Source organism: Paraburkholderia pallida (assembly GCF_004524855.1).
GTDB lineage: Bacteria > Pseudomonadota > Gammaproteobacteria > Burkholderiales > Burkholderiaceae > Paraburkholderia > Paraburkholderia oxyphila.
This window is the reverse complement of the sequence record NZ_CP038149.1, coordinates 438,458-453,065: the sequence shown is the minus strand read 5'-3', so window position 1 is coordinate 453,065 and position 14,608 is coordinate 438,458. Positions and strand designations below refer to the sequence as shown.

The window sequence follows — 14,608 nt, the reverse complement described above, 5'->3', positions numbered from 1 at the left end:
GGCCCAGTGGCTCCTCAGGGTTCCTTACTGCTTGCGTAAAACGCAGGCGCTTGCAGGCTGCTACGCCGGGACGCGCGTCTGCGCGGCGGCTTCAGCGCGCGTGCGGCTAGCCTGCAAAGCGCTCGCGCGGCCCACCGCGTGATATTCGATGCCGAGCTCCTGCAGCGCGAGCGGATCGTAGAGATTGCGCCCGTCGAACACGATCGGCGTCTTCAGCAGCTCCTTGAGCGTCTCGAAGTCCGGCGCCTTGAACACCTTCCACTCCGTGGCGACCAACAGCGCATCTGCGCCGTTGGCGGCTTCCATGGCGTCGTGCACGTAGGCGAGGCGCTCGAGCTGCTCGGGCGTTTTGGCCAGATCGATCGCGAGCACGCGCTGCGCTTCTTCGATGGCAACCGGGTCGTAGGCCACCACGCGTGCGCCGCGCGCGAGCAGCTCGGCGATCAGCGTGCGGCTCGGCGCTTCGCGCATGTCGTCGGTATTGGGCTTGAACGCGAGGCCCCAGAGGCCGAAAGTTCGGCCCGTGAGGTCGGAGCCGAAGCGCGTGACGATCTTCTGCGCGAGCACCTGCTTCTGGGCGTCGTTGACCGCTTCCACCGCGCGCAGGATCTGCAGCGGCTCGCCGAAATCCTCAGCAGTGCGCATCAGCGCCTTGACGTCCTTCGGGAAGCACGAGCCGCCATAGCCGCAGCCCGCATAGAGGAAGTCGTAGCCGATGCGCGGATCCGAGCCGATGCCGCGACGCACGGCCTCGATGTCGGCGCCCACGCGGTCAGCGAGATTCGCGAGCTCGTTCATGAACGAGATGCGCGTGGCGAGCATCGCGTTGGCCGCGTACTTCGTGAATTCGGCCGAATGCACGTCCATATAGAGTGTGCGCTCGTGATTGCGGTTGAACGGCGCGTACAGGCGCTTGATCAGCTCACGCGCACGCTCGCCGGGCACGTCGTCGTCGCAGCCCAGTACGATGCGGTCGGGGCGCGCGAAATCGTCCACCGCTGCGCCCTCTTTCAGGAACTCGGGGTTCGAGACCACCGAGAACATATGGCCCTCGCCGCGCTTGTGCAATTCAGAGGCGATCGCGTCGCGCACGAGCGCGGCGGTCCCCACCGGCACCGTCGACTTGTCGACGATCACCTTGAAGCCGTTCATGTGGCGGCCGATATTGCGCGCGGCCGCCAGCACGTATTGCAGATCGGCGGAGCCGTCTTCGTCGGGGGGCGTGCCCACCGCGATGAACTGCACGTCGCCGTGCGCGACGGCCGCCTCGACGTCGGTCGAGAACGTGAGCCGGCGCGCGCGCCGGTTGCGCTCGATGATCTCCTGCAGGCCCGGCTCGTGAATCGGCACGACGCCTTGATTGAGCAGGTCGATTTTGCGCTGGTCGACGTCGAGACAGAACACGTCGTTGCCGATGTCGGCCAGACACGCGCCCGTTACGAGACCCACATAACCGCTGCCAATGATCGTCAGATTCATGCCCACCTCAATTGTGATTGCCTGTTGGTGTCCGTCCGGGCCGCGCCGTCATGCGCAGCGCAATGCGCAGTGCATACGCACATAGCGGACCCGGGTCGCTCAATATGCGTTCTGGCCTGCGAAGCCTTTCCACATGGTCATCGCCACGATCCGCAGATCGAGACCGAAGCTCCAGTGCTGCATGTAGTGCAGATCGAAACGCACACGGTCGCGCATTTTTTCCACGCGGTCGGTTTCGCCGCGGTAGCCGTTGACCTGCGCCCAGCCGGTAATGCCGGGCTTGATGCGATAGCGCGCCATGTAGCCGCGCACGAGATCCTTGTAGATGTCGTCGTGCGCAAGCGCGTGCGGGCGCGGCCCCACCACCGACATCTCGCCCTTGAGCACGTTGATGAATTGCGGCAGCTCGTCGAGGCTCGTGCGGCGCAGGAAGGCACCCACGCGCGTGATGCGCGGGTCGTTGCGGCGCGCCTGCGTGACCTGGCCCGCCACCTCCGCGTGGACCTTCATCGAGCGAAACTTGTAGATCTCGAACTCGTTGCCATCGAGCCCCTTGCGGCGCTGCTTGAAGAAGACCGGCCCATGCGAGGTCAGCTTCACGGCCAGCGAAATGATCGCCAGCAGCGGCGCGAGCGCCACCAGCACGGCGCCGGCAAAGGCGACGTCGAACATGCGCTTGGGCAGCACGCGCAGATCGGTGACCGGCGACGCCGCGAGATTGATGGCCGGCACGCCGAGCAGATCGACCACGGGCTGGCTGAAGAACGACAGGCTGCGCACGTCCGGAATGAAGCGGATGTTCACGAAGTCGTTGCGCAGCGCCATCACGATGCGATGAATCGTGCGCTCCTTCGTGATCGGCAGCGCGAGCCACAGCTCGCGTACGTCGTGCTCGCGCACGTAGGCCAGCATGGCCTGCAGGTCGCGCTCGACGGGCACGCCGTCGAGGCGCGCCTCGCCATCGGCGTCACTGTTCTCGTCGAACACGAGCGCGGGATGAAAGCCCGCCTCGGGATGGCTCTTCATCTGCTCGACCAGGAAGCGCGAGCAGCGATGATCCCCCACCACGGCCACCGCCTTCTGGTTGTAGCCTTCGCGGCGCAGGCTGCGCAGCACCATGTGCACGAGCGTCTTCGAGACGATCAGCAACGCGACCGAAGCAACCACCCACCAGGCGAGCCACGCGCGCGAAAGCGAATCGGCGCGGTGCACGCTGAACGACAGCAGAATGCCCGTGCACTCCACCGCGATCCACGCGGCGCACACGCGGGCTGCGAGCACGTAGAGCGACTTGCCGCGCCACGACTGGTAGATGCCGAAGGCCGGGAACATCCAGATCGCGAGCACGCAATTGAAGGCGAGCGCCACGCTCTCCATATCGGAGAGCGCCGCGAATCTACCGTGGTGCAGGGCCGCCGCGACCAGGGCGCCGGCGGCGATGGCGGCAAGATCGATGATTCTGGCTAGAACGCTCAGCATGTCCGGCACCTCGGGTTAGAAAAAAAGAATTGCAGCCACGCGCTATGCATCATGGCTGCCGCTTACAGGAATCAGGGAAAAGTGCACCGGGCTCGCCCGGCGCTGATGAATCGCATCCGAATAAACCCTAATAAAGCACGATAAAAATTGAATGCGCAACGCCAAAAAGTATCTCCAAATGTTTCGTTGCTAACGGTCTATTTTTTGTGTGATTTTTTCGGCAACGTTTTCCGGAAGTTGTGGCTGCAAGGGCTTCCGGCGCACCGCCGGAGCGGAAAAATTTGCCGTACCGCGGGCGCCAGACCCCGATTAATTTTTGACTCGGTCGAATGGATTCAGAAGCGGCACGCCATTTTTATTCGAATTTTTATTGGCTCCGTATTGTGACGAATTCGTTATTTTTTATTTGATTCGAATATTTTCCGTTTTCTTCTTTACGAATCTATTTATATCGATTTTAAGCATGCTACAAATCGCAGAACCGAAACGCCTTTCAGGAGAATGAGATGACGGATACGGGTTCCGCAACGACATCGGCACGCGTGGCTGATGCGCGCGCCGAATCGCGCAGCGCGCTGCAAGTCTGCCCGGTGGTGCTTGCAGGCGGCGCGGGCTCGCGGCTGTGGCCACTATCGCGCGAAACTTACCCGAAGCAGATGATCAACCTCGTTGGCGAGCGTTCGTTGCTCGCGGATACGGCAGGCCGTCTCGACGCGCTCGCCGAACGCGTCACCCTCGCCGACAAGCTGATGATCGTGTGCAACGAGGAGCACCGCTTCACCACCGCCGACCAGGTTCGCGCGGCAGGCAAGGAAGCGCGCCTCATTCTCGAGCCGCTCGCGCGCGACACGGCGCCGGCGCTCACGATTGCCGCGCTGTCCGTGGTCGCCGAGCAGGAGGACGGCATTCTCGTGGTGATGCCCGCGGACCACGCGCTCGCGGACCTCACGGCCTTCCAGGCCGCCGTTGCCGACGGCGTGCGTCATGCGGCCAACGGCCAGATCGTGACGATGGGCATCGTGCCCACGCGTGCCGAAACGGGCTATGGATACATCCACGTGGGCGAGCCGCTCGCGGCCGAAGACCAGGCCGGCGCACGGCGGTTGAACGGCTTCGTCGAAAAGCCCTATTTCGAGCTCGCGCAGCAGTACGTCGCCTCGCAGCGCTACTGGTGGAACAGCGGCATCTTCATCATGCGCGCCAGCACGTGGCTCAAGGCCATTCGCCATTTCCAGCCCGCCATCTACGAGGCGTGCGCGGCCGCCGTGGAGCACGGCAAGGCCGACGGCGACTTCTTCCGTGTGGACAGCGAAGCATTTGCGCGCTCGCCGTCCAACTCGATCGACTATGCCGTGATGGAGCCGCTTTCGGCTGACACCACGGTGGCCGGCGGCGTGGTCGTGCCGCTCTCCGCGGGCTGGACCGATCTCGGCTCGTGGGACACCGTCTGGCAAGTCGCCGCGAAGGACGATGCGGGCAACGTGGCCCAGGGCGAGGTGATGTTCGAAGGCGCAAGCGATACCTTCGCGCACTCGGACGGACGCCTGATCGCCTGCCTCGGCACGGAGAACCTGGTGGTGGTCGAAACCGCCGACGCCGTGCTCGTGGCCGACCGCTCGCGCGCCCAGGACGTGAAGAAGATCGTTCAGCGCCTGAAGTCGCAACGCCGCAGCGAAGCCGTCGCGCATCGTCTCGTGCATCGCCCGTGGGGCCACTACGACAGCGTCGACAGCGGCGAGCGCTTCCAGGTCAAGCGCATCGTGGTCGAACCGGGCGCGCGCCTGTCGCTGCAAATGCATCACCACCGCGCCGAGCACTGGGTCGTCGTGCGCGGCACGGCGCTCGTCACGCGCGGCGACGAGCGCTTCATCGTTTCGGAAAACGAATCGGCGTACATTCCGCTGGGCGTGTCACACCGCCTCGAGAATCCGGGCAAGATGCCGCTCGAGATCATCGAGGTGCAGTCGGGTTCGTACCTCGGCGAAGACGACATCGTGCGTCTCGACGACCAGTACGGCCGGCAGTAACGTCGTGCAATAAGGCGGTCAAAGGGGCGCCATAGAGCGCCCCGCCGCCAACGCAGCAGACAGACAGTGGGAACAACGGACGGAGACATCACTGGCGGCTGTAGCGGCGATCATTCGAGAGATTCGAAGAATCGACCGCTACGGCCGCAAGTGCGAAGCCAGTGTGCAAGACAGCGACGAGTAACGTTCGCTCGATGAGCGATGCGACGACTACGACGGAAACGAAGCTGCGGAAGACGGGCGCAGGCGCCGGCGTGCGCCGGCTCTCAGCCCAGATGCGTTCTGAAACGCGAGATGTGGTGACGGCGTTCGGCGCTCGCACTGCTTGCGGAGGAAGCATCGCGTACTTCGCCGCCACTGCGCCGCACGGTGCTCGAGGTGTAGCGCTGCAACGGCGCGTTGTGCACGTTGCCGGCGGCATTCGTGGCAACGGCGCTGGCCACAGCGGCACTCACCGCGACGGCGGGCATGGCGCGCGTGACGACGGCGTTGGGGGCATGCGGAAACGCCACGGACTGACCGTTGGCGGACGCGCTCACGCCGCCAGCAGTATCGCTGTCTGCGCCGCCAGGCATTTCACGCTCGATCCATTCACGCGCCCAGTCGAACGCGTAGTGCCGCGCCGCTTCGTCATCGCCGAACGGCGGCCCGATGAGGCCCGAGCGCTCCACGCGCTTGCCGTCCTTGAGGATTTCCACGGCCGCGCGATACATGTCGTTGCGCGCGGGCTCCACGCTCAGCTGGATCTCGTAGCCGCGCCAGTGCGCGATCTGCACGGCTTGCGGCATGGCGTTCGTCCACGTCGCATCGCCGTCGGTCTCGAGCGTCTCGTCGGGCACCACCGTACGGCTCGCAACGGGCACGCTCACGCTCGCGTCGGCGGGACGCGGCACGGCACCCGAACCGTGAGACGGTTGCGAACGATGCGGCATGTGATGCGCATGAGCGGACCTCGCGGGCTGCGCGAGTCTGTCGTCCAGACTCACGAGCTGACGCGTCATGCTCTCGATAGGATTGGCGAGCGGCGCGTCGGCAACCGACGCGGGCGCCTGCCATGCCTCGGGGCTCTTCCAGTAGACCGCGGGCAAGCCGTCGTCTTCGACGACTTCCTCGGCCACGGCAGCCACGGACTGCGCCGCCTGCGTGCTCGTCACGGCCGCCTGAGGCTGCACGGGCTCGGGCACGTAGACGAAGCTGCGGCCACGCTGCACGAGCAGCTTGACGAGCTCGCCGAGCGTGCCGCTCACGTGCCACTCCTCAAAGCGGCGACGGCAGGTCGGGCCGGACGGATAGCGCGCAGGCAGACGCGACCAGGATTCACCGGTCGTCAAGATCCACAGCACAGCGTTCGCTACGACACGCGGCTCCGCGCGCGGGCGGCCGCGGCGGTTCAGCCGTATAGGAGGTTCATCGGATACGAGCGAGGACACCAGCATCCACTCGTCATCGCTCAGTTCTTCGAAATTCATGCTGTTCTCCACGCAGCCGGACCGGGGCTGCTGTGACGGAGCCTTCGCTCGCGGATCTTGCTGTCCACGTTGGCGTGCTCGGTTGCACCATATGGTTATATGACATGTTCATTTGCTCCTCCGGCCGCACATTGGCAGTGCGTGTATTCACGGAAATGACGCAAAGAACGTGGTCTCACTCGTGCAAGGGAGAATTTGTGCAGGAAGCATACCACCTGAGACCAGCCGATGAGGAGGGCCGTAATAAGTGTTACGGTTAGAAACAAAGTAACCCTTTGTGTGGCCCAGATTATGCCGGTTCGCACTTGCAAACTCGCTTGCGAACCCCCTCACGACTTCGAAAAAGCCCTTCCAGCAAGGCCTTTTTCGCCCTTTCGCAAACCCTTTGCTTTCCTTCCCCCAACAACTCGATGCGCCCTCGTGCATGCATCTCGTGCCAGACCCCGTCACGCTCGATGCAACCGGGCGCTTCGCTATGCATGCCGGCTATCCGGGCCGCCCTCTTCTCCGGCGACATCGTTGTTGTCCATCTTTCCCCGAGACTCTGTTGTGCCCGCAACAAGTGACACAGAGATGAAACACAGCCCTCCAACGGGTTGCACCCGTCATTTCATGCCCCGCGCATGCGCGGCCACTCTGCAAAGGCTGCGCGGCGAATCCGTCTATAGTACGAGGGCCTCAGTGATCACACTGCTTGTTATCCAGGAGATTCGTGTATGCATACTTCAGCACTGCGCGGCGCCCGCGCCCTGATCGCCGCGACCGGTGTCGCCGCCGCTCTGCTTGCGCCGTGGAATGCGGCGCAAGCCCAGCTTGGCAACCTCCTCAACCAGGCAGGTGGCAGCGGCTCGACTTCGGGTGCAGGCAGCAGTCTGGGCAATCTCGGCAGCCTCGGCAGCACGCTCTCGGGCTCCTCGCTCACCTCGAGCAGCCTCGGCAACGTCACGGGCCTGCTGCAGTACTGCATCAAGAACAACTACCTCAACACCGACTCCGCCAGCAGCGTGAAAGACTCGCTGCTCAGCAAGCTGCCCGGCGGCGCTGCCACCACGGACACCGGCTACACGCAGGGCAGCAACGGCATCCTCACGGCCGGCAATGGCTCGCAGCTCGACCTCTCCGGAAACGGCCTGAAGGAAGCGGCCACCAAGCAGGTCTGCGACAAGATCCTCACCCAGGCGAAATCAATGCTCTAATAGAGCAGTCGCGGGACCGCTACAAGCTCGGCCACGCCCGCGTGCACGCGCGAGGCGGCCGGCTTTTGCGGTCCTGAGGTCTGTTGGCCGGGTCTGCCCGACCAGGTCTGCCCGACCGGGTCTGCCCAAGCGGGTCACACTTCGAATGTGCGGTGCGGCGCAAAATTGCGCAATTTCTGTGCCGCGGCTCTTGAACACCAACAGCGTTTCGGTGTCGAATGGGTTCACGCGGAACGCAAGTCACTGCCATGAACCAGCAACGAATCTCCGTAGCGCCTTTCTTCATCTTGCTTTGCGCGCTTTGCGCGGGGCTTGCCGCCCTTCTCGTGCCGCACGTCGCGAAGGCGCAATCCCACGACGAACAGTTCGACTGCAAGTCGAACCCGCATGAATTCATTTCAACGCTGATTGAAGAAAAGTCCATCGACCCGAATCCGAGCCGGGTGGAAGCCAACTCGGTCAACGCATTCAGCCCCGCGCACGGCAGCCGCCTGAGCGCGTTCGGTTTTCCCATCTACGTCGTGCTCGGCTACGCGCACGACGACACCCTCTTCCACCGCGGCGCGGGCAAGGAGCTCGATGCGCCGCTCTATGGCGTCGTAGTCTCCGCTCCGGCGGAATCGGTCCGCTCGCGCTTGCGCGAGGCCAATAGCGACGCCACCGTGCACTCGGTCGTGCCACTGCTGCTCACGGCCATCGTTTGCGGCGGCTGAGGCGCCCGCACGAGCGGCCTGCACCCACGGTCCGCGCGCACGGTCGGCAGCGTCCCAGCCCGGCGAAGAACGGCCTGACGAGGAACGCTCAGGCGAAGAACGCCAATGCGCCCAGCACCACGCCCGCCGCGCCCACGCCCATCGAAGTCCACAGCAGCCACTTGCTCCGCGTAAGCAGCGTAATCGCCGTGAGGGCGATCGAGATTTGAATCAGCGTGGTCGCCTGGGCCCAGCGATGGTGACCGTGCAGCAGGGCCTCGGCGCGCGCGTCGTCCTCGGCCACCTGCTTCTCGAGCGACTCCGCCTGCGCGCGAATCGGCTCTTTCTGCTTGCGATAGCGATCGACGTCGGCGGCGAAGCGGCGCTGCGCTTCGGTCGAGTTCGGCGTGAGCGCGGAAAGCGCGGCGCCCAATTCGGCGAGGTTTTCCTTCTCGCCTTTCGCCTGGTAATACGCCCATTGATTCGCCGCTTCGGTCTTGCGAATCGCGGCTTCGTTCTTGTAGTAGAGCGCGAGATTTTCGCTGTTGCCGCTCTGGTAGGCGAGGATCGCGCCAATCGAGGCAAGTATTGCGGTCATCACCGCCATGCGGCCCGGAAACGGATCGCGCTCCCCATCGCCGCCGTGGCCGGCGGCCGCGTGCTCGACCGCGTGATCGTGCGGACCGTGCACTTCATAGTCTTCAGACATCCAACGACTCTCCGGTAACTCAGATACCTTCGCGCACGGTCCACGTCTCACCGTGTTCTCGCGAAACGCTCAATTATCGTGAGCGCGGGCCGCTTGTCCAGTATCCGTTACGCATGTCACACAGAGAAATGGAAACGTATTAATTGCTAATTTAATTGAAAGTTTATTGTCCGGCGAAAATGATCTTGCAAATAAGAAAAAAGCCCATTCGGCTTTATTCTTGCCATCGCCCCTTTTTCATAGCTTCTTCCATCATTCCGAGCGTCAATCCATTACAGAAGGTCCTCAGGTTTTGCGAGCGGGCTATACGCGGCAACGGCTTGCCATCGCACCCAGCGACTGAATGAAAACGGCCCGCGCCATCCCCGCACGAAGAGCGGAAACGGCGCGGGCCGCCATGCGCATCACGCGCGAGCGCTCAACCGCCCAGGTAGGCGCGCTTGATATTGTCGTTCGCGAGCAGATTCTCGGCGCTATCGGCGAGCACCACGCGCCCCGTTTCGAGCACGTAGCCGCGATCGGCCACATGAAGCGCCTTGTTCGCATTCTGCTCGACGAGGAACACCGTCACGCCCTCCTCGCGGATCGCGCGGATGATGTCGAAGATCTGCGCGATCACGAGTGGCGCGAGGCCGAGCGTGGGCTCGTCGAGCAGCAACAGGCGCGGCTTGCTCATCAGCGCGCGGCCGATCGCGAGCATCTGCTGCTCGCCGCCCGACATCGTGCCGGCGCGCTGCTTCGCACGCTGGTTCAGACGCGGGAACAGCTTGAACACATGCTCGATGCCCGCATCGATCTCGTGCTGCGAGGCGAAGAAGCCACCCATCTGCAGATTCTCGAGCACCGTGAGGCTCGGAAACACGCGGCGGCCTTCCGGCGAGATCGCCATGCCCTTGCGCATGATCTCGTGCGTGGACTTGCGCGTGATGTCCTCGCCTTCGAACGTCACGCGCCCCGACGAGGCGCGCGGCGTGCCGCACACCGTCATCATGAGCGTGGTCTTGCCGGCGCCGTTGCTGCCGATCAGCGTGACGATCTCGCCCTTGTTCACTTCGATCGACACGCCCGCCAGCGCTTCGACCGCGCCATAGTGGGTATGGACCTTTTCCAGCTTCAGCATCAGTCCTCTCCGAGATAGGCCTTGATCACGCGCGCGTCGTTGCGCACTTCGTCGGGCAGGCCGATCATGATCGGCTTGCCGTGCTCCATCACGAGGATGCGGTCCGAGACGCCCATCACGAGACTCATGTCGTGCTCGATCAGGAGTACCGAGATTCCGAACTCGTTGCGCAGACCGTCCACCATCTGCTGGAGCTCGATCTTCTCCTGCGGATTGAGACCCGCCGCGGGTTCGTCGAGCATCAAGAGACGCGGATCGGTGATCATGCAGCGCGCGATTTCGAGGCGGCGCTGATGGCCGTACGAAAGCGTGCCCGCCTCGCGGTTGGCCACCTGCTTCAGGCCTACGCGCTCGAGCCAGTACGCGGCGCGCTCGAGCGCGGCGCGTTCGGCGCGGCGGTACGCGGGCGTCGCGAACAGGCCGCTCAGCATGTTGCGGTTCACCTTCAGGTGCTGCGCGACCATCAGGTTCTCTAGCACCGTGAGCTGCTTGAAGAGACGAATATTCTGGAACGTGCGCACGAGGCCGCGGCGCGCGACCTGATGGCTCGGCTGGCCGGTAATGGCGTGGCCGTCGAGCACGATGTCGCCCGCGCTCGGCTTGTAGAAGCCGCCCACGCAGTTGAACACCGTGGTCTTGCCCGCGCCGTTCGGGCCGATGATCGCGAACACCTCGTTCGGACGCACGTCGAAGTCGATGCCGTCCACGGCCAGCAGACCGCCGAAGCGCATCTGCAGGCCCGCTACTTTCAACAACGCTTGTGCGCTCATTGCGGCAACTCCACGTGCGGACGGCTTGCGGGCAAGAGGCCCTGCGGACGCCACATCATCATCAGCACCATCACCAGGCCGAAAATCAGCATGCGGTACTCGGCAAAGCCGCGCGCGACTTCGGGCAGCACCGTGAGCAGGATGGCCGCGAGCACCACGCCCAGCTGCGAGCCCATGCCGCCCAGCACCACCACGGCGAGAATCAGCGCCGACTCGATGAAGGTGAACGACTCGGGCGTGACGAGCCCCTGGCGCGCCGCGAAGAACGCGCCCGCGAGACCCGCGAACGACGCGCCCAGCGTGAACGCCGAGAGCTTGATGCGCGTGGGATTCAAACCCAGCGAGCGGCACGCGATCTCGTCTTCGCGCAGCGCCTCCCAGGCGCGGCCCATCGGCATGCGCAGCAGACGGCTCGTGACGAACAGCGTGAACGCCACCAGCACCAGCGCGAGCAGGTACAGGAAGATCACCATGTGCTCGCCGTTGTATTCAATGCCGATCAGCTCGTTGAACGTCTTCGCGCCTTCCACGCTTGCGTGGCGGGCCATCTCGAAGCCGAACACGGTGGGCTTCGGAATGCTGGAGATGCCGTCCGGGCCGCCCGTGATGCTCGTGAGGTTATTGAGCAAGAGGCGGATGATCTCGCCGAAGCCGAGCGTCACGATGGCGAGATAGTCGCCGCGCAGGCGCAGCACCGGGAAGCCGAGCACGAAGCCGAAGGTGGCCGAGGCCAGCGCCGCGAGCGGCAGGCATTCCCAGAACGTGAAGCCGAAGTACTGGTTGAGCAGCGCATACGTATAGCCGCCCACCGCGTAGAAGCCCACATAGCCGAGGTCGAGCAGGCCCGCGAAGCCCACCACGATATTGAGGCCCAGGCCGAGAATCACGTAGATGAGCGCGAGCGTGGCCACGTCCACCGCGCCGCGCGAGCCCATGAACGGGAACACCGCGCCGAACGCGAGCAGCACCCAGATGGCTACGCGCTGCTGGCGTGCGCCGAGCGTGGGCGCCCTGGGCAAGCGCACCGTACTCGTTGCGCGTACCAGCATCGGCTTGATGAGCTGGAATACGAACACGAGCGCGGCGGCAATCCACACGGGACGCCAGTGCTGGTGCAGCACGACCTGATAGCCGTCGAGCGTGAGCTGCAGGCCGAGGATGGGTGCGGTGAGGATGATCGTCGCGACGGCCGCGGCGAGCGCGCCCTTTACGGTCTGCGACGACGACTGGCCTTCTGCGGCCATGCGAACCGAAACAGTCTGACTCATTTCGACCTCACACCTTTTCGACGTCCGGCTTGCCGAGCAGGCCGGTGGGACGGAACAAGAGCACGAGCACGAGCAGGCCGAAGGCCACGACGTCCTTGTACTCGGCCGGCATGTAGCCCGCTGCGAAGGTTTCGGCGAGACCGAGCAGCACGCCGCCGAGCATCGCGCCCGGAATGCTGCCGATGCCGCCGAGCACCGCTGCGGTGAACGCCTTGATGCCCGCGATGAAGCCGATATACGGGTTGAGCTTGCCGATCGTGAGTCCGATCAGCACGCCGCCCACGGCCGCGAGCATCGCGCCGAGCACGAACGTGAACGAGATCACGCGGTTCGTGTCGATGCCGAGCAGGTTGGCCATTTTCATGTCCTCGGCGCAGGCGCGGCAGGCGCGGCCCATGCGCGAGCGCGAGATGAACAGCGTGAGCGCGATCATCAGCACGAGCGTCACGCCGACGATCAGCATGCGTGCATACGGAATCGTCACTTCGAAGCTGCCGCCCATGTTGAAGTCGAGCGCACCGGAGATGAGCATCGGCACCGACACGTCGCGCGCGCCCTGCCCGATCTGCACGTAGTTCTGCAGAAAGATGGACATGCCGATCGCGGAAATGAGCGGCACGAGGCGCGGCCCGCCGCGCAGCGGCCGATACGCGACGCGCTCGACCGCAAAACCGTAGAGTCCGGTGACCAGCACCGAGACGATGAGCGCCGCGCCCAGCACGAGCGGCAGCGGATAGCCCGCCGAGGTGCCGATCGCCGTGAGCGTGACGAGGCCCACATAGGCGCCGATCATGTAGATCTCGCCGTGAGCGAAGTTGATCATGCCGATGATGCCGTAGACCATCGTGTAGCCGATGGCGATCAGCGCATAGATCGCACCCAGCGTGAGCCCGTTGACGAGCTGCTGGGTGAACTGCGGAAGAAAATCATTCATGCCTTAAGCCCCGCGGCAGTGAAGCCGATGAGAGAGCCCTGAAACCGTGCCGATCTGGTTGAATTTGTTGCGCGCACAACTGATGCGAGACAGACTCCACGCCCCGCCATGGTCGGCGGGGCGTGCGCAGCGTGCGGCGCGGGGATCAGTTCGCGGCGGTCTTGGTGGCGTCCTTGTGCCACGTGTAGACGACGAAGCGGAACGACTTCAGGTCACCCTGGGCGTCGTACTCCACCTTGCCGATCGGCGTGTTGAAGGCATTCTTGTGCAGGTAGGCGGCAACCTTGGTCGGGTCGGTGCTCTTCGCGCCCGCGATGCCGTCGGCGATCACTTCGACCGCGGCATACGACGGCATCTGGAACGGACCGTTCGGGTCGCGCTTGGCGTCGGCGAAGGCCTTCACGAGCTTGGCGTTGGCCGGGTCCGAAGCGAAGTCGGCGGGCAGCGTGACGAGCATGCCTTCCGAAGCCGGGCCGGCAATGGCGGTCACGTCCTTGTTGCCCACGCCTTCCGGTCCCATGAACGTGGCCTTCACGCCCTGTTCACGCGACTGGCGCATCAGGAGACCCATTTCCGGGTGATAGCCGCCGAAGTAGACGAAGTCCACGCCTTGCGACTTGAGCTTGGTGACGACTGCCGAGTAGTCCGAATCGCCTGCGTTGATGCCTTCGAACACGACGACAGGGATATGCGCCTTGTCGAGCGCGGCCTTCACCGAGGTGGCGATGCCCTGGCCGTACGACTGCTTGTCGTGCAGAATCGCGACCTTCTTCGGCTTGACCTTGTTGATGATGTAGGCGGCGGCAGCCGGACCTTGCTGGTCGTCGCGGCCGATGGTGCGGAAGATGTACTGGCGCTTCTTGCCTTCGGTGAGTTGCGGCGCGGTCGCCGACGGCGTGACCATCACCACGCCTTCGTTCTCATAGATGTCCGAAGCGGGGATCGTCGAGCCCGAGCAGACGTGGCCGACCACGTACTGGATGTGCTGCGAGACGATCTTGTTCGCGACTGCGACGGCCTGCTTCGGCTCGCACGAGTCGTCCATCAGGACGGCTTCGAGCTTGTTGCCGTTCACGCCGCCAGCGGCGTTGATCTGTTCGATTGCGGTCAGGGCGCCCGCCTTGACCATGTCGCCATACTGGGCAACCGGGCCGCTGAACGGGCCGGCAATGGCGATCTTCACGGTGTCGGCGTTCGCAGCGGCGCCGAAGGCAAGCAGCGCGGCGGCCACGGAAAAGGAAGTCAGGCGGTTAAGGCGGGACAACGGCGTCATCAGGAGCTCCTCGATTGTTTTCGGGTCAACCGGGCAGACGGGTTGACCTGCGCAAACGAACACGAACAGCACCCCAAGGACTTCGACGGGGAGGACAACAAGGACGGGCCAAAAGACAAAAGACGCAACGGGGCCCGGCATGTATCGGCCGCCTGGTAGCGGCTTCAGTTCGGAGAGACTGTGGATACAGCC

12 protein-coding genes are annotated in these 14,608 nt (G+C 64.2%); 3 read left to right on the top strand and 9 right to left on the bottom strand.

Annotated features, from left to right (window positions below; all coding sequences use genetic code 11):
• Positions 1-60: 60 nt before the first annotated feature.
• A complete protein-coding gene (locus E1956_RS17300; RefSeq protein ID WP_134751325.1) occupies positions 61-1,479 on the bottom strand; it encodes a UDP-glucose dehydrogenase family protein in 1,419 nt (472 codons plus the stop codon).
• Positions 1,480-1,578: 99 nt separating this feature from the next.
• A complete protein-coding gene (locus E1956_RS17295) occupies positions 1,579-2,958 on the bottom strand; it encodes an undecaprenyl-phosphate glucose phosphotransferase (protein ID WP_134751323.1) in 1,380 nt (459 codons plus the stop codon).
• Positions 2,959-3,464: 506 nt separating this feature from the next.
• Between E1956_RS17295 and E1956_RS17290 the strand changes: the two genes are divergently transcribed.
• Positions 3,465-4,985 (top strand): mannose-1-phosphate guanylyltransferase/mannose-6-phosphate isomerase, encoded by a 1,521-nt coding sequence (locus tag E1956_RS17290; RefSeq protein ID WP_134751320.1) that lies wholly within the window; start codon positions 3,465-3,467, stop codon positions 4,983-4,985.
• Positions 4,986-5,251: 266 nt separating this feature from the next.
• Here E1956_RS17290 and E1956_RS17285 read toward each other — a convergent pair whose 3' ends face one another.
• Positions 5,252-6,454 carry a transposase gene (locus E1956_RS17285; RefSeq protein ID WP_134751318.1) on the bottom strand — a complete coding sequence of 401 codons (1,203 nt, stop codon included), beginning with the start codon at positions 6,452-6,454 and terminating at the stop codon, positions 5,252-5,254.
• Positions 6,455-7,170: 716 nt separating this feature from the next.
• Here E1956_RS17285 and E1956_RS17280 point away from each other — a divergent pair.
• Complete coding sequence (locus E1956_RS17280) at positions 7,171-7,650, top strand: DUF2501 domain-containing protein (protein WP_134751316.1); 480 nt, start codon at positions 7,171-7,173, stop codon at positions 7,648-7,650.
• Positions 7,651-7,898: 248 nt separating this feature from the next.
• Positions 7,899-8,363 (top strand): hypothetical protein, encoded by a 465-nt coding sequence (locus tag E1956_RS17275; protein ID WP_232071683.1) that lies wholly within the window; start codon positions 7,899-7,901, stop codon positions 8,361-8,363.
• A gap of 88 nt (positions 8,364-8,451) precedes the next feature.
• Here E1956_RS17275 and E1956_RS17270 read toward each other — a convergent pair whose 3' ends face one another.
• The 6 genes from E1956_RS17270 to E1956_RS17245 form a co-directional block, all read right to left on the bottom strand.
• Positions 8,452-9,051: a DUF4337 domain-containing protein gene (locus E1956_RS17270; protein WP_134751314.1), complete on the bottom strand. Its 600-nt coding sequence runs from the start codon at positions 9,049-9,051 to the stop codon at positions 8,452-8,454.
• Positions 9,052-9,469: 418 nt separating this feature from the next.
• Positions 9,470-10,171, bottom strand: coding sequence for an ABC transporter ATP-binding protein (locus tag E1956_RS17265; protein ID WP_028217641.1), 702 nt, complete (start codon positions 10,169-10,171; stop codon positions 9,470-9,472).
• Positions 10,171-10,941, bottom strand: coding sequence for a high-affinity branched-chain amino acid ABC transporter ATP-binding protein LivG (gene livG / locus E1956_RS17260; RefSeq protein ID WP_134751312.1), 771 nt, complete (start codon positions 10,939-10,941; stop codon positions 10,171-10,173). Before livG ends, E1956_RS17265 begins: the two co-directional genes overlap by 1 nt.
• Positions 10,938-12,209, bottom strand: coding sequence for a high-affinity branched-chain amino acid ABC transporter permease LivM (locus E1956_RS17255; protein ID WP_134751310.1), 1,272 nt, complete (start codon positions 12,207-12,209; stop codon positions 10,938-10,940). The genes livG and E1956_RS17255 overlap by 4 nt, the downstream gene beginning before the upstream one ends.
• A 7-nt stretch (positions 12,210-12,216) precedes the next feature.
• Entirely contained in the window at positions 12,217-13,143 is a 927-nt protein-coding gene (gene livH / locus E1956_RS17250) for a high-affinity branched-chain amino acid ABC transporter permease LivH (protein ID WP_134751308.1), read from the bottom strand.
• A gap of 145 nt (positions 13,144-13,288) precedes the next feature.
• Positions 13,289-14,416 carry a branched-chain amino acid ABC transporter substrate-binding protein gene (locus tag E1956_RS17245; protein ID WP_134751306.1) on the bottom strand — a complete coding sequence of 376 codons (1,128 nt, stop codon included), beginning with the start codon at positions 14,414-14,416 and terminating at the stop codon, positions 13,289-13,291.
• Positions 14,417-14,608 lie beyond the last annotated feature (192 nt).